General features: G+C 63.9%; 20 protein-coding genes and 1 pseudogene. 15 read left to right on the top strand and 6 right to left on the bottom strand.

From position 1 onward, the window contains the following. A pseudogene (locus QRN52_RS08035) lies at positions 1 to 194 on the top strand (GTP 3',8-cyclase MoaA); the annotation flags it as partial. A gap of 33 nt (positions 195 to 227) precedes the next feature. Here QRN52_RS08035 and QRN52_RS08030 read toward each other — a convergent pair. Beyond that, positions 228 to 1,160, bottom strand: coding sequence for a LysR family transcriptional regulator (locus tag QRN52_RS08030; protein WP_284752200.1), 933 nt, complete (start codon positions 1,158 to 1,160; stop codon positions 228 to 230). A 156-nt stretch (positions 1,161 to 1,316) separates the two neighbouring features. Between QRN52_RS08030 and QRN52_RS08025 the strand changes: the two genes are divergently transcribed. Both QRN52_RS08025 and QRN52_RS08020 read left to right on the top strand, forming a co-directional pair. Beyond that, on the top strand, positions 1,317 to 2,621 hold the full coding sequence (locus QRN52_RS08025) for an aromatic ring-hydroxylating oxygenase subunit alpha (RefSeq protein WP_284752199.1): 1,305 nt from the start codon (positions 1,317 to 1,319) through the stop codon (positions 2,619 to 2,621). Next, on the top strand, positions 2,618 to 4,033 hold the full coding sequence (locus QRN52_RS08020) for a ferredoxin reductase (protein WP_284752198.1): 1,416 nt from the start codon (positions 2,618 to 2,620) through the stop codon (positions 4,031 to 4,033). The genes QRN52_RS08025 and QRN52_RS08020 overlap by 4 nt, the downstream gene beginning before the upstream one ends. A gap of 368 nt (positions 4,034 to 4,401) precedes the next feature. Here QRN52_RS08020 and QRN52_RS08015 read toward each other — a convergent pair whose 3' ends face one another. The 4 genes from QRN52_RS08015 to QRN52_RS08000 form a co-directional block, all read right to left on the bottom strand. Then, positions 4,402 to 4,833, bottom strand: coding sequence for a hypothetical protein (locus QRN52_RS08015; RefSeq protein ID WP_284752197.1), 432 nt, complete (start codon positions 4,831 to 4,833; stop codon positions 4,402 to 4,404). A gap of 169 nt (positions 4,834 to 5,002) precedes the next feature. Continuing rightward, on the bottom strand, positions 5,003 to 5,986 hold the full coding sequence (locus QRN52_RS08010) for an aldo/keto reductase (RefSeq protein ID WP_284752196.1): 984 nt from the start codon (positions 5,984 to 5,986) through the stop codon (positions 5,003 to 5,005). Between the two features lie 161 nt (positions 5,987 to 6,147). Next, positions 6,148 to 6,348, bottom strand: coding sequence for a type II toxin-antitoxin system death-on-curing family toxin (locus tag QRN52_RS08005; protein WP_284752195.1), 201 nt, complete (start codon positions 6,346 to 6,348; stop codon positions 6,148 to 6,150). Then, the gene (locus tag QRN52_RS08000) at positions 6,345 to 6,491 is read right to left on the bottom strand and encodes a hypothetical protein (protein ID WP_284752194.1); all 147 of its coding nucleotides are present in this window, start codon (positions 6,489 to 6,491) and stop codon (positions 6,345 to 6,347) included. Before QRN52_RS08000 ends, QRN52_RS08005 begins: the two co-directional genes overlap by 4 nt. A gap of 195 nt (positions 6,492 to 6,686) precedes the next feature. Between QRN52_RS08000 and QRN52_RS07995 the strand changes: the two genes are divergently transcribed. After that, the gene (locus QRN52_RS07995) at positions 6,687 to 8,315 is read left to right on the top strand and encodes a fibronectin type III domain-containing protein (RefSeq protein WP_284752193.1); all 1,629 of its coding nucleotides are present in this window, start codon (positions 6,687 to 6,689) and stop codon (positions 8,313 to 8,315) included. Positions 8,316 to 8,582: 267 nt separating this feature from the next. Here the strand turns inward: QRN52_RS07995 and QRN52_RS07990 are convergent, their stop codons facing one another. Next, positions 8,583 to 8,894, bottom strand: coding sequence for a hypothetical protein (locus QRN52_RS07990; RefSeq protein ID WP_284752192.1), 312 nt, complete (start codon positions 8,892 to 8,894; stop codon positions 8,583 to 8,585). 296 nt (positions 8,895 to 9,190) lie between these two features. Here QRN52_RS07990 and QRN52_RS07985 point away from each other — a divergent pair, with 296 nt between their 5' ends. The 11 genes from QRN52_RS07985 to QRN52_RS07935 all read left to right on the top strand — a co-directional run bounded on the left by QRN52_RS07985 (position 9,191) and on the right by QRN52_RS07935 (position 19,096). Then, positions 9,191 to 9,976: an amino acid ABC transporter ATP-binding protein gene (locus tag QRN52_RS07985; RefSeq protein WP_284752191.1), complete on the top strand. Its 786-nt coding sequence runs from the start codon at positions 9,191 to 9,193 to the stop codon at positions 9,974 to 9,976. Continuing rightward, positions 9,924 to 10,622, top strand: coding sequence for an amino acid ABC transporter permease (locus tag QRN52_RS07980; protein ID WP_350225136.1), 699 nt, complete (start codon positions 9,924 to 9,926; stop codon positions 10,620 to 10,622). The genes QRN52_RS07985 and QRN52_RS07980 overlap by 53 nt, the downstream gene beginning before the upstream one ends. Next, complete coding sequence (locus QRN52_RS07975) at positions 10,619 to 11,272, top strand: amino acid ABC transporter permease (protein ID WP_284752190.1); 654 nt, start codon at positions 10,619 to 10,621, stop codon at positions 11,270 to 11,272. The genes QRN52_RS07980 and QRN52_RS07975 overlap by 4 nt, the downstream gene beginning before the upstream one ends. Before the next feature lie 64 nt (positions 11,273 to 11,336). Next, complete coding sequence (locus tag QRN52_RS07970; RefSeq protein ID WP_284752189.1) at positions 11,337 to 12,209, top strand: substrate-binding periplasmic protein; 873 nt, start codon at positions 11,337 to 11,339, stop codon at positions 12,207 to 12,209. 158 nt (positions 12,210 to 12,367) lie between these two features. Continuing rightward, complete coding sequence (locus QRN52_RS07965) at positions 12,368 to 13,273, top strand: dihydrodipicolinate synthase family protein (RefSeq protein ID WP_284752188.1); 906 nt, start codon at positions 12,368 to 12,370, stop codon at positions 13,271 to 13,273. Positions 13,274 to 13,401: 128 nt separating this feature from the next. Continuing rightward, on the top strand, positions 13,402 to 14,403 hold the full coding sequence (locus QRN52_RS07960; protein ID WP_284752187.1) for a proline racemase family protein: 1,002 nt from the start codon (positions 13,402 to 13,404) through the stop codon (positions 14,401 to 14,403). Next, entirely contained in the window at positions 14,400 to 15,344 is a 945-nt protein-coding gene (locus QRN52_RS07955; protein WP_284752186.1) for an ornithine cyclodeaminase family protein, read from the top strand. The genes QRN52_RS07960 and QRN52_RS07955 overlap by 4 nt, the downstream gene beginning before the upstream one ends. After that, positions 15,341 to 16,069: a GntR family transcriptional regulator gene (locus QRN52_RS07950; RefSeq protein WP_284752185.1), complete on the top strand. Its 729-nt coding sequence runs from the start codon at positions 15,341 to 15,343 to the stop codon at positions 16,067 to 16,069. Before QRN52_RS07955 ends, QRN52_RS07950 begins: the two co-directional genes overlap by 4 nt. After that, the gene (locus QRN52_RS07945; RefSeq protein WP_284752184.1) at positions 16,066 to 17,310 is read left to right on the top strand and encodes an NAD(P)/FAD-dependent oxidoreductase; all 1,245 of its coding nucleotides are present in this window, start codon (positions 16,066 to 16,068) and stop codon (positions 17,308 to 17,310) included. Before QRN52_RS07950 ends, QRN52_RS07945 begins: the two co-directional genes overlap by 4 nt. Further along, positions 17,307 to 17,633 (top strand): (2Fe-2S)-binding protein, encoded by a 327-nt coding sequence (locus QRN52_RS07940; RefSeq protein WP_284752183.1) that lies wholly within the window; start codon positions 17,307 to 17,309, stop codon positions 17,631 to 17,633. Before QRN52_RS07945 ends, QRN52_RS07940 begins: the two co-directional genes overlap by 4 nt. Then, positions 17,630 to 19,096 carry an FAD-dependent oxidoreductase gene (locus tag QRN52_RS07935; protein ID WP_284752182.1) on the top strand — a complete coding sequence of 489 codons (1,467 nt, stop codon included), beginning with the start codon at positions 17,630 to 17,632 and terminating at the stop codon, positions 19,094 to 19,096. Before QRN52_RS07940 ends, QRN52_RS07935 begins: the two co-directional genes overlap by 4 nt. Positions 19,097 to 19,108: the final 12 nt, after the last annotated feature.

Genomic DNA, 19,108 nt, shown 5'->3' with positions numbered 1-19,108 from the left:
TGAGCTGCCTGTTCTCCCGCCAGGAATTCGACCTGTTGGGACTCCTTCGCTCCGGAGCGGACGACGAGGAACTCGCCCAACGCTGGCAAGACGCCATGTGGATCAAACCCAAAGCCCACGGCATGGACCACACCGGCCTCGGCGCACCCGACTTCATCCAACCGGACCGCAGCATGAGCGCCATCGGAGGATAGCAATGGTGCTATCCGGGTACAAAACAACGGATTTCAGGGGTCGTCTTCGGGTCGGGCGGTGAGGATCCGATTGGCGCTGGCCCGCAGGATGCCGAGCGACTCCTGGATCAAGGGCGATGCAATGCTGCCACTGCGCACCGCAGCGACAATGCGCCGCGAGGGCTTCCCCTTGCCGGTAATGCGCAGTCGAACCACGTTTTCGGCACTATGCAGGGGCGCCAATCGCGGCAGCAGGCCCACGCCCAGCCCCGCTCCAACGAAGGCGATCTGGGTTTCCCATTCCACGGCCTCATGGGCAATCCGCGGCGTCACCCCGACTGCCGTGAACGCCGCCGTGAACAGGGAATGGTAGGTGGATCCGGCAGCCTCGGTGATCCAGGGTTCCGACGCCAGCTCTTCGAGCGTCACTTTTTCCCGCGATGCCAACGGATGGTTGGCGGGAATGATCACGTCCAGGGGATCGTCGAGCAGAACGGTCTGCTCGAAACGCTGATCGTCCTCAACATAGGTGTCGGACTGCATGGCGACAATGACGGCGAGGTCGATTCGCTCGGCAACCAACAAGTCGAAGCAGCGGGCCGGGTTGGCCTCGAGTACCTGCACCTCCAGCAACGGGTGGGTTGAGCGCAGAGTGGCGGCCAGAGGCGCGAGCAACTGGGCGGCCGCGGTGGAGAATCCGCCGAGGCCAAATCGGGAGGGCATCTGGTCGCCGGCCTGCATGGCCGCAGCGCGCAGGCTCTCCCATTCGGCCATGAGCGTGTCCGAGCCCGCCACGAGAAAACGGCCCGTGGCGGTCAGGCGCACACCCCGGCCGTCCTTCGTCAGCAGCTGCATTCCAAGCACGCGCTGGAGCTCCCGCAGTTGAGCTGAGACGGCGGAAGGAGAATAGCCGGTGAGCTCCGCGGTTGCGCCAATGGTCCCGCACCGGGCAAACACCCGAAGTGTTATGAGCCGTGGATCGATCATGCAACCATTGTGCACTGTTATCTACTAAATCTTGCGCTTTTGTTGCAGATCGATCGGCCCTAATCTCATGAATAAAACGTTAGACAACGGCGATTGCACCCACCAACCCAGGTCTCGATGGATCGCCCCTTACCCAGCCCTCCCGGGAGGAAACACATGTCTGCTCCAGTGAACGCGCCCCTCAATGCACGCCGAAAACTCGCTTCATCATTGCCTGCCGAGCAGCTGGCGGAAATCACCGAGTTGTTCGAGTTGCGGCGCGTGGGGTATTCGCTCAATGCCCCCTTCTACACCGATCCGACGATTTTCAAGATCGACATGGAGGCCATTTTTGGCCAGCACTGGATCTATGCCGCCAGCATCGCCGAACTGCCGGAGCCGGGCGACTACGTCACCGTCGACTACGGGCCCTACTCCCTGATCGTGCTGCGCAACGACGACGGCGGCGTGAACGTCCTGCACAACGTGTGCCGCCACCGCGGCGCCCGCGTCCTGACCGAACCCGCAGGGTCAACGGGAAACCTGGTGTGCGGCTATCACTCCTGGACCTACTCTCCCGAAGGTAATTTGATCCATGCCTCGGCGCCGGGGGAAACCAAGTTCGACAAGGGCTGCTTCGGCCTCAAGCGCGCCCACAGCCGCATGGTCGCCGGACTCATCTTCGTCTGCATTGCCGACGAACCGCCATCCGACTTCGACGAAACCTCGAAGATCTTCGAGCCATACCTCGCGCCCCACGATCTGTCGAAGACGAAAGTCGCCTACCAGCAGAACATCATCGAGGAGGGCAACTGGAAGCTCGTCATGGAGAACAACCGTGAGTGCTACCACTGCGACGGACACCCCGAGCTTGCCTGTTCCCTCTTTCCCACCTGGGGCCTGACGGAGGGCCTGATCCCGGCCCATCTCGAAGAAGTATGGGACCGCAACAAGGAAGCCCAGTCTTCGCTCGAGGAGCGTTGCCGCCGCTATGGCCTTCCCTACGAGGTGGTCGAGGAGCTCGACACGCGCATCGCGGGAATCCGTATCTCACGTGAATCGCTCGACGGAGAGGGCGAATCGTTCTCGGCCGACGGGCGCAGGCTCTCCAAGAAGCTGCTCGGGGACTTGCCGGACTTCCGCCTTGGTCGCTGCTCGATGCACCTGCAGCCCAACAGCTGGTTCCACTTCCAGAGCGACCACGTCATCACGTTCGGCGTCTTCCCCATCAACGAACACCAGACCCTGGTACGCACCACCTGGCTGGTGGCCGACGATGCCGAGGAAGGAGTCGACTACGACCTTGAGAAGCTCACCTACACCTGGAAGCAGACAAACCTGCAGGACAAGGCGTTCGTGGAGTTGTGCCAGCAGGGTGCCGGCAGCCCGGCCTATGAGCCCGGCCCGTACATGAAGAGCGAGTACCAGGTGGAGGCGTTCATCAACTGGTACGTGCAGCGCGTGCAGGAGCACTTGGCATGATTGAACTCCTCACTGAGACGGCCATCCAGGAACCACAGCGCATTCGCGGTCTTGAGATGCCGTGGAACAGGGTCATGGGCAGCACCGAGGCACCCGCCCGTGCTGCCCGTGCGCTGGGCCCCTGGCATCCACAGGAGTTCATGGCCGAATGTGTCGAGACCGTTCCCGAGGCGGGCGGCTTGATGACCTTCGTGTTCCGCCGCTGCGACGGTGCGCCCCTGGCGTTCCGTGCGGGCCAGTATGTAAATATCGCTTTTCCGGTGAACGGCGAGGACCAGGATCCGGTGGACCGCAGCTACTCGCTGTCCAGTTCCCCCACTCAGCCTTGGACCTTCAGCATCAGCGTCAAACGCGACCCCGCGGGACTCGTCTCACCGTGGGTGCACGAGAACGTCAAACCCGGCACTGTGCTCGAGATGCTCGGACCGGTCGGCGCATTCCACTTGCCGGATGCCGACCGGCGGGCGCGGTATCTCTTGCTGGCCGCCGGCGCAGGCATCACCCCCATCATGTCCATGGTGCGGACCATCCACTCACTGCCCGGACAGGCCGATGTTGTGGTGCTCTATCACGGAGCGGAGGCCGGAGGCTTTGCCTTCCACCAGGAGCTGGCCTACATCGCCTCCGTGGATTCGCGCGTCAAGGTCTTCTACTCCCTGGGCGACCGCAGCAAACCCGAGGGATGGGAAGGGCTCACCGGAAGGCTGACGGCGGTCATGCTCGACGAGGTGGCCCCCGACGCCAACGGCCGCCAGGTCTATGCCTGCGGCCCCGAGGGTTACCTGAACACCGCGACCGAGCTCCTCAAGAAGGTCGGCGTCGACGACACCTCCATCTATATGGAATTCTTCTCGGGAGATCGCCAGACGCTCCTTGAATACCAGGCGGAGCTCGCGTTTGCAGTGGACATTGCGGAGGAAATCGCCGAAGAAATCGCCGATTCCGCCGAGGACTACTACGAAAGCCAGCCCACCGCGTTCGGGCTCTACGAGCCAGGCTACGACGCCGATGGAACCCTGCAGGCCACGGGCCTGCCGCTGGAAACCGCCGACCCCGACGGACCCGGTTCCGAAGCTCCCGAAGACGGCTCCGGGACGGCGCCGGAGGTCGACGCACCGGATGCCTCGAGCTTCGACACGGTGGGAACGGGAAGCCTCACCCTGTCCTTCATGCGCACTGGCATCAATGTGCGGATCGACCCCACCGAACACATCCTCGGGGCGGCCCAGCGCGCGGGCGTCAGGATCGGCGCCAACTGCAAGGAAGGCATGTGCGGCTCCTGCAAGGTCGTCAAGCTTTCCGGGGAGGTCGAGATGAACCACCAGGGCGGGATCCGGGCACGCGAAATCGATGCGGGCAAGTTCCTGCCCTGCTGCTCCACGGCACGAACCGACTTGGTGATCGATGCCTAACCGCTTCCAGCTGCTAGACCTCACTGGAAGCGTTCGCCGCTGGCATGTCAGATCCCTATGCTCAGGCCCGGGACAGCGTGAACCAAGGCACCCACGACTCGCCGGGCACTAGCGCTGCGACCGGTGCAGGCATTCCTGGACCGCTTTACCACCAGCGGAAGACGGATCCGTCATCTCTTCGGACGGCTCCGTCTTCCGACCGCTGAAAACACACGAAACTACAGAAAATATGCCCAGTACAGCCCAGTGCAACCCCGGGTGTGTGCACATTGTGGCACCCTCATTTTTGCGCCACTGCAGTCAATTCAGCCGCTACGCGCCATGCCGAAAATTTGGCACAAGCGAGCTCTGAGCAAGCGGCATTGCTCCTAGGGGGCCAGTTCGCCCGCCCGAGTCCAGCCGAGGGCCTCGTACCGTTCCGCCGCCCCGGCGTCGACAGGCGCATAGACGACATCCGCGCCTTCGACGAAGGCTTCCTCCGCCAGGCGGGCCAGAACCACGGCCTCGTGATCGAGCGCCACCGCGTCGCCGTCCACTGGGCGCACCGGGCCCACCACAGCGAAACCATCGCCGAACACCACCCGGCCCCGCGCCAAGGGGCGGTCGAAGCGGGTCAGCTCCACGACGTCGTAATCCTCCAAGGGTGCCTCGAACACGCCGTACTCGGACTCGAGCGGTGGCGCGCTGTTGACCTCGCCCGGCGGCGCGGTCATCAGGACGCCGACGGGAAATGTTTCCTCGCCCTCGTTGAGCCGTGCCCACAGGGGCCGCCAGTCGTGTGTAGTATCCGGTGCGCTCATGCACCAACCCTATCGCCGTCCCTAACTGCCAGTACATGCGGAGTAGCGGTTGAACGAATAGCCGGCCGAATGCGGCAGGGATAGCGATCGGTTGAGAACCGGCGTCGACGGTCACGGCCCTTCGGGGGTGGCCCTTCGGGGTGGACCGAAAGGACATGGCTTTCCGGGGCTACCAGCGTGAATGGATCATCTCGCGGAAGTACGCGTCGTAGATTTCCCTCACGCTGTTCTCGAAGTCGGGGCCCAGGTGGTCCAGTATTTGGATGGAGGCAGCGTTGGAGCGGGCTTGTTCGGGGCTTCGGGCACCTGGTATGACGGTGCTGACCCCGCCTTGTGCCGCGATCCAGGCGATGGCCGCTTGGGCTGTCGTTGCTCCGGTGGGGACAAGCTTTTTGAATTCTTCCACCGCTTTGAGGCCTTGTTCAAAGTCAACTCCGGAGAAGGTCTCTCCGACGTCGAATACTGCGCCGTTCCGGTTGTATTTCCGGTGGTCATTTTCGGCAAAGACTGTGTCCTTGGAATACTTGCCCGAGAGCAGGCCGGAGGCCAGAGGGACCCTGGCGATGATGCCGACTCCGGCATTCTTCGCCGCCGGCAGGACCTCGTCCAAGGGTTTGTGTCTGAACGCGTTCAGAATGATCTGGACGGTGACCGTGCCGTGTTTGATGGCTTCGAGTGCTTCATCGGTCCGCTCAACGCTGACGCCGTAGTCCTTGATTGCGCCTTCACCGACGAGCGTCTCCAGCGCATCGTAGACTTCCGGGCGGCTATAAACCGGGGTCGGCGGGCAGTGCAGCTGCACCAGGTCCAGGCACTCCGTCCGGAGGTTCCGCCGGGAACGGTCAACCCACTGCCGGAAGTTGGCCAGTGTGTAGTTCTCCGGTATCTGTTCCAGGCGCCGCCCGATTTTGGTAGCGACGGTTATGTCCAGTCCGGGGTTCGCTGCGAGGTACTTCCCGATGGTTTGCTCGCTCCGCCCGTCGCCGTAGACGTCGGCGGTATCGAAGAAGGTCACCCCCGAATCCACTGCGGCTTCCAGGATGGCGTTGGCTTCCTTCGGATCCACGTTGCCCCAGTCGGCACCGAGCTGCCATGTGCCCAGCCCCACAACGGAGACGGACCGCCCCGTCTTGCCCAATACTCGCTGCTTCATCCTTCGACTATAGCCACGGCACAACAGCCCCGTCCCCATGGAAGGGGGCCAGCTGATCCTAGGACCCGAAGGGCCAGCCACGCCTGGTCAAAAGATGATGTCGGACGCGTAGTCTCGGAAACGGCTTCGCAGCATCTACCGTCGAATCAGATGTTTCTCGATCAGAACGGCGTTGCGCTGCAATCGATGTCGCCGGCGGCCACGCCCAATACCAGGTCGAAACCCTCGTCGGGGTTGAAGTCGTGCCGGTAGCCATTGATCCACAACAGCAGGACCATGAGCGTCCAGGCGGTGCGTTTGTTGCCGTCGATGAGCGAATGAAACCTCGCCACGGACTCGAGCAGCAGCGCTGCCGCATTCATGGCAAGTGAGGATAGGCGTCAGTGCCCATGACCGTCGTTGCCGGGCGCGCCAAAGTCGAGGCGAGCAGCTCGACGTCACGGATGTGGAAACCGTACCGCTCTATCACCTGCAGGGCATCCTCGATCTCGAGGTACGAACTCATGCATCCTCAAGGCGCTTGAGCAGCTCCGCGTCATGCCTCATCACGAAATCCAGGCCCTCACTGATCTCGCGGCGGCGCCCGTCCTGTGTCTTGACCGCCGGTGGGTGAACGGGGTAACCAAGAATTAATTTGTCGGTGACTCGCCGCTTGGACAGTTTTCACTGTCTCGCCTCGGCGCCGCACCAAGCTGAATCCATGACTGATGACAAGGAACTCTTTAGAACTGGACTCTCGCGCCGCGGCTTCTTCACGGCTGCCGGAGCCGCCAGCGCCGTCGCCGTTTTGGCAGGCGCAACCCCGGCGTCAGCTGCTGACAACAAGGCGATGTTGCCCTCTGCCGTCGGCGACCCGCTGACCACCCCGGTGGTGAACGGACTGCATCTGCAGTTCGGTACCGATGCATCCAGCGAAGTTGTGGTGTCGTGGCACACCTTGCAGCCCGTAAAGCAGGCCCGGGCGATGCTCGGCGAAACCGACGGAAGTTACGGACGGAGCCAGGACGCGGTAGAAACCAGCTACGTCGACGCCAAATCCGGCCAGAAGGTATATGCCTATCACGCGAAACTCACCGAGCTCGATCCATCCCATGACTATGTGTATGCAGCCATTCACGACGGCGCGCAGCCAGAGTTTGGTTCTTTCCGTACGGGTCCGCGCGGACGCGGAGAATTCACCTTCACAAGCTTCGGCGATCAAGGCACCCCCACGCTCGGAAAGAAGTCCAGCTCCGGGTCAGGAACGCAGCAATGGGTCAACGACAACCTCGGTTCCCCTGCTGCCGGTGACATGCCGGCCGGCGTCGAACGCGTCCAGCCTCTGTTCCACCTGTTCAATGGCGATCTCTGCTACGCCAATATCTCGGAGAACCGGGTGCGGACCTGGACCGACTTCTGGGACAACAACTCACGCAGCGCCCGTCACCGGCCTTGGATGCCCGCCGCAGGAAACCACGAGAACGAACTGGGCAACGGTCCGATCGGGTATGCCGCCTACCAGACGTACTTCTCCGTCCCGCCGCAGCCGGGGCAGACCGACCTCACCCGCGGCCTCTGGTACTCCTTCACCGCAGGTTCAGTACGGGTCATCAGCCTCGCCAACGACGATGTCTGCTACCAGGACGGCGGCAACAGCTACGTCAGGGGCTACTCGAAGGGCGCCCAGAAAACCTGGCTCGAAAATGAACTCAGCGCGGCAAGGTCGGATAGGGACATCGACTGGGTGGTCGTCTGCATGCACCAGGTTGTCATCAGCACGGCAGGATCCTTCAACGGAGCCGACCTGGGCATCCGGCAGGAATGGGTGCCGCTGTTCGACAAGTACGGCGTGGATCTGGTTGTCTGCGGGCACGAGCACCACTACGAACGCTCCCACCCGATCCACGGCCAACAAGCCAACGCAACGCTGACTCCGATTCCGGCGGACACGCACACCGACGTCATCGATACCACCAAAGGGACGGTGCACATGGTCCTGGGCGGGGGCGGAACGTCCGTGCCATCGAACCAGTTGTTCTACAACCCTCCCTCATGCCGTGTCATCACGAGCGTTGGCGTACCCGACCCCACAACAAATAAGCGGCCACCGGTCTACGTCCAGGAAGACGCTCCGTGGTCGGCAAAGCGCGATGCCGCGAACTCCTATGGTTTCGCGGCCTTCAGCGTCGACCCCGGCACCGAACCCGGAGGGACAACGAAGATGGAGGTCACGTACTACAACGTAACCGGTCCCCAAGGACAGCTCGCATCCTTCGAATCCTTCACGCTCCAGCGGCCACGGTCCGATTCACACCAACAAGGCGGCAACGGGAACAAGGGCCGAGGCTAAGCCGATCAGCGTCGCCAAAGCAACGTTCAAAGGCGACTGCCGTCGGTTTTAGTCTCGAACCTCGGGCTAGCCCCAAAAAAGCAAGACGAAGGCCCTCCAACCCAGCGTTTCCGCAGGTCGGGGGGCCTTCACTGTGGAACTAAAGAGATTCGAACTCCTGACCTCTTCCCAGGGGACGGCACATTTTGTTGGTTGTCAGCGGCTAGTGTTGGCTTGAAAATCCGCGGAATCCAGCCGCTTTCCGTGCGACATACGGTCCGTGACATATCAGCGTTTTCCATCGTCTCCGTGGGGTAAACGTGTGGCGAACGTGGACCAGATCGACAGGTCGCATGCGTCGCGTTCGTCGATATTCGTGACCCCCTCCACCAGCGTGAAGATTCGAACGATCCCGGCGTATGTCCGAGCCGCGGACATGCGGATACGATAACTGCTGCTAATGGCGGCGCCTTCCGCGGCGGCCGCGATGGCCTGGGCGATTGCGCGGTTCCATTCCGCTGTTGTCCTGGACAGTGGTTCCGCCAATTCAGGTTCGGAGCAGGCCCGGAGCTCGTTCCAGACCACAGAATTCCTTCGCACGCCGGCGTCGTCCTTGATTTCTTCGAGAAACAGGTGCCTGAGGTACGGGTCGCAGTCATCGGCGTCATTGCCCCGGGAGGGCGCGGCGTCATCCTCTGCTGACTTGCGTGTTGATGTGGTCCTGCGCGGACTCCCGCGTGGCGGCGGGTTCGGGCCAGACGGGTCTCCGGAGAATCCGTCGAAGGCGCCAAAAACAGCCCTTCCTTTTATTCCGCAGTGTCATGTACCATTGCACATATCACGTGACATGGACCACATCGTCGATGTTTCACTTGCTCACCACATGGAAGATCACTATGCCCCTTTCAGAAATTGCGGACGGCAGGATCGCTCCCCGTTTCGGCATCAAGCTAGACAACATTTCGAAGCACTATGGCGACCACGTCGTCCTTGATGATGTTTCCCTGCACGTCCAGCCGGGGACTGTCACTGCCCTTATCGGCCCTTCTGGCGCAGGCAAGAGCACCTTCTTGCGGTGTATCAACCTCCTGGAGCGGCCCGATTCCGGCACCATTCAGGTGGCCCAGCACACCATCGAGCCGGGCAAGGACGTCAGCAGCCGGGATCTCGCGGCACTTCGGCGCACGGTGGGCATGGTGTTCCAGTCATTCAATCTCTTCCCGCACATGTCCGCGCTGAAGAACATCAGCTTCCCGCAGCAGAAGGTCCTCGGACGCAGCAAGGAAGAAGCCGACGAGCGCTCGATGCAGTTGCTTGAGCGCGTGGGCCTCAAAGAGAAGGCCTCGCAGCACCCGGGGCGATGCTCCGGCGGCCAGCAGCAGCGCATCGCCATTGCCCGCGCCCTGGCCTTGGATCCGGGCATCATGCTCTTCGATGAACCGACGTCGGCGCTCGATCCGGAGGTGGGGCTCGAAGTCCTGGCCGTCATGCGCGAGCTCGCCGCCGATGGCATGACGATGATCGTGGTGACCCACGAGATGCAGTTCGCCCGCGACGTCTCCGACACGCTCGTGGTCATGGCCGATTGCAAAATCATCGAGCAGGGTGATCCCCGGGCCATCATGAGCGATCCGCAGGAGGCCCGCACCCGACGCTTCCTGCGCGCAGTGCTGGAGCGCTGACATAGACGCACTTTCCGCGGTCCTTCAGGGGCTTCCCATGACGATCATGCTGACGCTGTCTGCGTTCGCGATTGGCATCGTCGGCGCCGTTCCACTCGCGGTGGGCTTGTCGTCGTCGAACATTCTGGTTCGCCTGGCGACGCGGCTCTTCGTGGACCTCGTCCGCGGCGTGCCGATCATCGTGTGGCTGTTCCTGCTCAAGTTCGGCATCCAGATCGGCACTTTCAAGTTCAACCCGGTGGCCGCAGCGGTGGTTGGCCTCGGCGTCGTCTCCATTGCCTACCTTGCCGAGATCTACCGAGGCGGGTTACAGGGCGTGCCACGCGGCCAGGGCGAGGCAGCGAATGCCCTCGGCTTGACCCGCGGGACCACCTTCTACCGCGTGATGGTCCCCCAGGCCTTCCGAATCGTATCCCCCTCGATCGCGACTTACCTGACGGGCCTGCTGAAGGACTCCTCGATCGCCTCGACGATCATCGTCACTGAAATGGTCTTTCAGTCCCAGGCCTTCGCCCGGCAGCACCCCAGCGTGGAAGGGATCCTGCCCTACATCATCGTGGGCATTCTCTATATCGTGCTGAGCCTGCCGGTCGCCTACTTGTCCCGCCGACTCGATTCCCGCATGAGGAAGGCCGTCTACGCATGACCTGGCTAACGGAATGGGCGGGCTACCTCCCGCAAATGATGTCGGGCCTCGGCGCCAGTCTCCTGATCGCCGGCATCTCGATCTTCTTCGGCTATCCATTGGGACTGGCACTCAGCCTTATGGTGACCGCCAAGAACCTCGCCGTCCGAACCTTGGGACTCGCCGTCGTCGAAATCGGCCGAGGCGCGCCGGCCCTGGTGATCCTCTACCTCTTCTACTACGGCTTGCCGAAATTCGGGATCGCGTTCGAAAGCATCACTGCAGCTTGCCTCGCCCTGACATGGAACTCGGCGGCGTACTCAAGCGAGATCATGCGGGCAGGCCTCCAGTCGGTGGCCCGTGGACAGCTTGAGGCTTCCAACGCCCTTGGATTGTCGCAGCGTGACACTTTCTTCCGGGTCATCATGCCGCAAGGGATGCGCTCGGCAATCCCCGGGCTGATGGGCGTCGCGATCCAGATGTTCCAAGGTACGTCTCTGGCGTACGCGATCGCGGTCCCGGAACTCATGAAGTCCGCGTACAACATCGGCAGCCAAGACTTCAACTACCTCCAGATCTTTACCCTCGCGGGCCTCTGCTACGCCGCCATCTCCATGCCGGCCACGTGGATCACCGTCTTCTTTGAGAAGCGCATGGCCCGCCACGCGTGATAATCCCCCGCAACTAACGCTCCACCGACATCCTGCAGCACCCCCAACACCAACAGGAGGACTCATGAATACCCACCGCCTCAAAGGCGCCGGCATCCTGACTGCCAGCGCGATCGCCCTCAGCCTCGGCCTAACCGCCTGCGGCGGTTCCTCGGGCGCAAGCACGGCTTCGTGCACGCCAAAGCACCAGGGCATCCAGACCGTCGCACCGGGGAAGCTGACGGTCGGTGTCATCGACATCCCGCCGTTCAGCAGCTACAACAGCGGCAAGCCCAATGGCATCGACATCGCGATTGTCAGCAAGATAGCCAAGGACGAGTGCCTTGAACCCGCCTACCAGCAGGCCACTTACGCAGATGCCGTGCAATCCATTTCCGGCGGCAATATCGACCTCGCAGTGGGCACCATCGACGCAACCGAGAAACGCCTCAAGGCCGTCGACTTCTCCGCATCCACCTACCTCGACGGCATGGGCATCGTTTCCAAGTCGGGAGCCACGACCGTCTCGGACCTAGAGAAGATGAACAAGGTCGGCACGATCGACGGATACCTCTGGGTCGAGGACCTCAAGAAGATCCTGGGCGACAAGCTTGTCACCTACCCCAGCAGCGTCGAACTCAAGGCGGATTTCGACGCCGGCCGCCTGGACGCCGACGTTGACGCTTACGGCGTGCAGGTGCTTCAGTTCAAGGGCGCCGCCGGCGTCAAGGTCGCCCTCGCGAACGAGAAGCCGGACACACGCGTCGGGGCAATCGCCCACGCACCCGAGGCTGCATTCCCCATGACCAAGGGCAACAAGAGCCTGCAGGACGCACTCAACGCCGGCATCACCGCACAGCGCGCGGACGGCACCATCACCAAGCTACTGACCGACGCCGGCCTGTCCGAAGGCCTCGGAAAGGTCGCCGAGAAGCAATACGTCGTTCCCGCGAGCTAGCTCCTTCCAGCTGACGCAACTCAGCAAACCCGGGTGCCGGGTTTAGGCCCGGCACCCATTTGGACCACCTGTGCAATGTCACATGGTAGATTAGGCTGTGAGGTATCTCACGGCAGCACAATGACGGCGCCGCGTGTGCCCCACCGAAAGGACCAACCATGACTGAAACCCGCAAGCCCTGGCACGGCGTACTCGTCGCAACGGCACTGCCGTTCAAGGACGATCTCGGCATCGACTACGACGCCTACGCTGAGCATGTCCGCTTCCTGGCCAACGCAGGCTGCGACGGCGTAGCCCCCAACGGATCATTGGGCGAGTACCAAACGCTGAGCGACGAAGAGCGTGCCCGCGTCATCACGACTGCGGTCGAGGCCGCACCCGAGGGCTTCACCGTGATGTCCGGCATCGGCGCATACGGCGGGCTGCAGACGCAGAGGTGGGCCGAGCAGGCCGCCGAAGCCGGCGCCAAGGCGCTCATGTTGCTGCCTCCGAATGCCTACCGCGCCAACGACGACGAGGTGGTGGACCACTACCGCCGCGCCGCCGCCGTCGGGCTGCCGATTGTGGCCTACAACAACCCCATAGACACCAAAGTGGACCTGACTCCGCAGCTCATTGCCCGTCTCCACGGCGAAGGCCTCATTGTCGGCGTCAAGGAATTCACCGGTGACGTGCGCCGCGCCTACGAAATCAAGGAACTCGCCCCAGAAGTGGACCTTCTCATCGGCACCGACGACACCGTCGTCGAGATGGGCCTGGCCGGTGCGGTCGGCTGGGTGGCGGGCTACCCCAACGCGATTCCGGAATCCACATTGGAGCTGTACCGGCTCTCAACCTCAGGCGACCTGTCCGACCTGGGTCGCGCCCGCGAGATCTATCGCGACCTGCATTCCCTGCTGCGTTGGGACAGCAAGACAGAGTTCGTCCAGTCCATCAAACTGTCCATGGATATCGTTGGACTCCGCGGAGGCGTCTGCCGCCCACCCCGGGGACCGCTCGCCCCCGCAGTGCGCGACGCCGTCATCCGCGACACCGAAGCAGCCCTCGCCAAGGGCTACAAATAAGCAACAAACGTGAGCGAGCGTCCCCGCAAAACCTGCCAAACGTGAGCGAGCGTTTGGCAGGAGACGCACAGGGGCCGTTGCCCGGCGAAGCAGCCACGGGAACCTAGACCAACCAGAAGGAGCACTCGATGAGAACCAACCGCATATTCCACGCCGTGGACTCACACACCGAGGGCATGCCCACGCGCGTCATTACGGGTGGCATCGGTACGATTCCCGGCGCCACGATGGCCGAGCGCCGGCTGTGGTTCATGGAGAACAGCGATTGGATCCGCACCCTCCTCATGACCGAGCCGCGAGGCCACGCGTCCATGAGCGGGGCAATCCTTCAGCCTCCGACGCGAGCGGATGCGGACTTCGGCGTCCTTTTCATCGAGGTCTCCGGGCTCCTGCCAATGTGCGGCCACGGCACCATCGGCGTCGCAACAGTGCTGGTGGAAACTGGAATGGTCGAGGTAGTCGAGCCGGTCACCACCGTCCGGCTCGACACCCCGGCCGGCCTGGTGGTCGCCGAGGTGGCGGTGAAGGACGGGCATGCCGAGTCCGTGACCATCCGCAACGTGCCTTCCTTCGTGGACCGCCTCGATGCGGCGGTTGACGTCCCTGGCTACGGCACCATTGCTTACGATCTGGCTTTTGGCGGCAACTTCTACGCGATCGTGGACCTGGACAGCCTCGGATTGCCTTTCGAGCGCGCCCGAAAAGACAATCTCCTCAAGGCCGGTCTCGCCATCATGGACGCCATCAATGCCCACGACGAGCCTGTCCACCCTGAGCGCGAGGACATCCGCGGTTGCCACCACGTCTACCTCAAGGCCCCCGGTTCCACGGCTGAGCATTCCCGTCATGCCATGGCCATCTACCCCGGCTGGTTCGACCGCTCCCCTTGCGGCACCGGCACCAGCGCGCGGATGGCGCAGCTGCACGCGCGCGGCGAACTCGCCTTGGACACAGACTTCATCAACGAGTCCTATATTGGTTCGCGCTTCATCGGTCGGCTGGTGGAAGAGACCCAGGTAGCAGGGCGCTCCGCGGTGGTCCCCACCGTGACTGGACGGGCTTGGCTGACCGGAACGGCCCAGTACTTCCTCGATCCCACCGATCCCTTCCCGGAAGGGTTCCTGCTGTGACCCTCCCTTACTTTGACGCTGCGGCGGTGCGGGAGGCGGCACCGTGGACGACGGCGATCGCCGCCCTCGAGCGGGCGCTCCTGAATGGCGTGGACCCGGAGGAGGACAGCCCCAGGATCTTCAGTCCCGCTCCGGGCGGGGAGTTCCTGCTCATGCCCGCAATGGGCCAACACTACAGCGGGGTCAAGGCCCTCACTGTTGCCCCTGGAAACCCGGCGCGGGGGCTTGAGAAGATCCAAGGCATCTACATGCTGATTGACTCGGACACCCTGGCTCCCATCGCCGTGATGGATGGCAACGAGCTAACAGCCATCCGCACCCCTGCCACCACCCTCCTCGCCGCGAAGCATATTCTCGCCACGGCCCCCGGGGGCGCCCCGGAGAAGCCGCGCGTGCTCGTTTTCGGCGCGGGGATCCAGGCACTCAATCACCTCCGGGCGGCGAGCGCCGTGTTCCCGGAGGCGAGCTTCGCCGTCGTCGGCCAGCGCCCCGAGCGCGTGAAGGTTCTCGTCGAGAAGCTTGCGTCCGAGGGAATCGAGGTCCGTCCGGCGAGCGCGGCAGGGGTATCCGGTGCCGATGTGGTGCTTTGCACGACATCGTCGCTTACTCCGGTGTTCGACGGCGGTCTGGTGGCTCCAGGTACCGTCGTCGCCGCGGTGGGCCAGCACGGGCTGGACGCACGTGAGGTGGATACATCCCTCGTGCTGCGCAGCGACGTCGTGGTGGAGGGGCGGGCCTCGGCGTGGCGAGAAGCCGGAGACCTTATTCCGGCCCGAAGCGTCGAGGAATGGAAGACGATCCGTCCGGCCAACCTGCGGGAGCTGGTCAAAGGCGAGTTCGAGCGGACTCCAGGCCGGCCCTGCCTGTATGCGGGCGTGGGCATGGCATGGGAGGATCTCGTGACGGCGGCCTTGGTGTATGAAGGAGGCACTAGACCATGACACCTGCACAAGGAGTGCCCACCGTGCCAGCCAACAACAAGCTTCCCATCGCGCCCCTGGGCCGCCAGCGAAGCCTCCGCGAGTCCGTCACCGAATCGCTTCGCGCGGCAATCATCGCCGGCACCCTCGAGGAAGGCACCATGTATTCGGCGCCGGCTCTCGGCGCGGCCTTCGGCGTCTCGGCCACTCCAGTGCGCGAGGCGATGATGGACCTCACGCGCGAAGGCCTGGTCGAAACAGTAAAGAACAAGGGCTTCCGCGTCACCAGCATGAGCGATCGTGAACTCGACGAAATCACCCAGATCCGATTGATGATTGAGCCGCCGGTCATGGCGGACGTCGCCGGAACGGTCCCGCCGTCTGGCATAGCCGTACTGCGCTCACTGGCTGAGAACATCGTCGAGTCGGCGCGCGAGGGAGACCTGGCCGGTTACCTCGCCGCCGACCGAGATTTCCACGCCGAGTTGCTGCGTTATTCCGGCAACAACCAGCTCGTTGAACTCGCCACCAGCTTGCGCACGCGAACCCGCATGTACGGACTCAAGACTTTGAGCGAGAGCAACCGCCTGGCCGACTCGGCCCAGGAACACCATGAACTGCTTGACCTCATCGAAGCCGGCGAAGGGGCCGCCGCACAGGAATTCATGCGCCGCCACATCGGCCACGCCCGGGGCCTCTGGGCCACCGGCGAGAACGAGGCACCACCCGAGGAGCAACAGACATGAACCAAGGCAGCGACGTCCTCGTCATCGGTGCCGGGGTCATCGGGGCGGCCACCGCCTACTTCGCCGCGCGGCAGGGCCTCTCGGTCACGGTCATCGACAAGGGCCTGCCTGCCAGCGGCACATCATCCGCGTGCGAGGGGAACATCCTCGTCTCGGACAAGGAACTCGGTCCCGAACTCGAGCTCACGCGCTACTCCCTGGGAGTCTGGCACGGAGACCTTGGCGATCACAAGAGGCTCTGGGAGTTTGAATCCAAGGGCGGAATCATCGTGGCCTCGCGCGAGAGCAGCCTCGCTTCTTTGAACCGCGTCATGGCCGTGCAGACCGGTTACGGCGTAGCGGTTGAGGAGTTGGACCAAGATGCGTTGCGGGAAGCCGAACCGCATATTTCCCACGAGGCCCTGGGCGGCGCAAGCTATTCCGAGGACTGCCAAGTCCAGCCAATGCTCGTCGCGGCCCACCTTGTCCGGCTTGCAACCGAGGCCGGAGCACGATTCCTGGCGGACACTCCCGTGACCGGCTTCCTGCGTAGCAGCAACCGCGTCACCGGCGTCAAGACTCCTCGCGGAGACTTCTCCGCAGACGCAGTGGTGAACTGTACGGGCACCTGGGCGGGCGAGCTCGCCGCGTTAGCCGGTGTCAGCGTGCCGGTGCTCCCCCGTCGCGGCTTCGTCGTGGTCACTGAGCCGCTCCCGCCCATGGTCCACCACAAGGTCTACGCCGCGGAGTACATCGACAATGTAGGCAGCTCCGACGGCGGCCTGCAGGCCTCGCCCGTGGTTGAGGGCACTCCCAGCGGCACCATTCTGATTGGCTCAACGCGTGAGCGGGTGGGCTTCGACCGCACCGTGAGCACCAACGCATTGAGCCTGCTGGCCCGCAACGCTACCGCGCTGTTCCCCTTCTTGGAGCATGTCAAAGCTATCCGGCACTATCACGGCTTCCGCCCGTACTGCCCAGACCACCTGCCCGTGATCGGGCACGACGAGCGCGCCCCTGGGCTTTGGCATGCTGCTGGCCACGAAGGCGCCGGAATCGGCCTGTCCGCAGGCACCGGCAAGCTCCTGGCCCAGGCACTGGTTGGCCAAGCCCCGGACCTCGACCTTTCACCCTTCGCTCCGGCCCGCTTCGGCGAACTCTCTACCGGCGAGCCGGCGCGTCACTCCAGTTCACATCACCCCGCTTCACCCCAGTCCGCAGAACACCAGTCCGCGGAACCCCGCGAGGAGGCCAGCGCATGAGTACCCCGACACGAGGCACGGCAGAGGCGACCCCAAGCGCCGCCGTCGTCCGCGTGAGCTTTGATGGGCGCCCACTCGAAGTAGCTCCGGGCCAGAGTGTCGGCGCCGCTTTGACCGCCCAAAGCATCACGGCCTGGCGCGCCACACGCAAAGGGGAGAGGCCGCGGGGGCTGTTCTGCGGCATCGGCGTGTGTTTCGACTGCCTGTTGACGGTCGACGGCGCCGCCAACCAGCGCGCGTGCCTCGTTGAGGTTCGCGAGGGCATGGAAATTGAAGGCTCATGCCCGGAGGTTCCCTCGGAAGAACCCGGAGGCCGAGCATGAAACCCATCGTCAGCACAGATGTCGCGGTCTTAGGCGCGGGCCCAGCCGGGCTTGCCGCGGCCGTTTCGGCCGCCGAAACCGGAGCCGCCGTCGTGCTCGTGGACGCGGGCGCCCAGCCGGGCGGCCAGTTCTGGCGGCACCGGCCCGAAACCGTGGTTCCGGAGCCCGATGGCCGTGGACACCACGGGTGGAAGAGCTACCTTGACCTCCGCGCGAGGTTCGACGCCGCCCGCCACCAAGGGCTGATCACCTACCTTCCCGGCCTCCAGGTCTGGATGGCACAGCAAAACCAGCCAACTCAAGCGGACGACGCCGGCTTCACCTTGCGCACGACGCCCACCGTCGCGGTGGCTGCTTCAGGGGCGGGCGTCGGTGCCCAAGCCATCGTCGCGCGCCGCCTTGTCCTCTGCCCCGGCGGGTACGACCGCCAGCTTCCGGTTCCCGGCTGGGATCTCCCCGGCGTGATGGCCGCCGGCGGCATCCAGGCCTTCATCAAGGCCAACGGAATTCTGCCCGGGAAGCGCTTCGTGATCGCAGGGACCGGCCCTTTCCTGCTCCCGGTCGCTGCGAATATCGCCGAGGCTGGCGGCAAGGTCCTCGCCGTGCTCGAGTCCTCCTCCCCCACCGCCTGGCTGCCGCATCTGCGAGCTGCCGCAGGAGTGCCGGAAAAGGCACTCGAGGGCGCGCAATACGCGGCAGTCTTCGCCCGGCACCGGATTCCGTACCGCACACGCAGCATCGTCACCGAAGTCCTCGGATCCCGGATCCTCGGTATGGATCGCGTGTCCGGCGTGCGTACGGCCAAGGTCGATGTTGAGGGCAGCGCCAGGCCCGGCACGGAACGCATATACGAAGACGTGGACGTGGTGGGCTTCGGCTGGGGCTTCACGCCCCAGATGGAGCTGCCCCTGTCTTTCGGCATTGAAACCCGGATCGACGCCGACGGCTCGCTGGTCGGAGTCGTCGATGAGCGGCAGGAGTCCAGCGTCCCGGGCCTGTATCTGGCCGGTGAGGTCACCGGCGTCGGCGGGGCAACATTAGCCGTCCTTGAGGGCACCGCCGCGGGCACGGCCGCAGCGGGCGGCGCAGTTGTGCCGGAGAAAACCGCTGCGCGGCATCGCCGTTTCGCAGAGGCAATGCACGGGGCGCATCCGGTACCCGCTGCTTGGCAGGACTGGCTTTCTCCGGAAACCACCGTATGCCGCTGCGAAGAAGTCACCGCCGGCCAGATCATGGAAGCCCGGGAAAGCCTGGGCGCCCACGATGCCAGGACCCTCAAGTCCTTCATCCGCGCCGGAATGGGCTGGTGCCAAAGCCGCGTGTGCGGCTTCGCCTCGGCCTGCCTTGGCGCAGGCCCGGGCGTTTCGCCAACCGCCGAGTCCCTCTCCGGCATCGCCAAACGGCCCCTCGCGGCGCCCGTGGGCATCGGCGAACTCGCCGCCCTGGACGCTGACGACCACTGACTCTTCAGTCCA

Origin of the sequence: Arthrobacter sp. efr-133-R2A-120, from assembly GCF_030209835.1 — a bacterium.
Lineage (GTDB): Bacteria > Actinomycetota > Actinomycetes > Actinomycetales > Micrococcaceae > Arthrobacter.
Note: the sequence above shows the minus strand (reverse complement) of the source record. Positions and strands in the feature narration are given on the sequence as shown.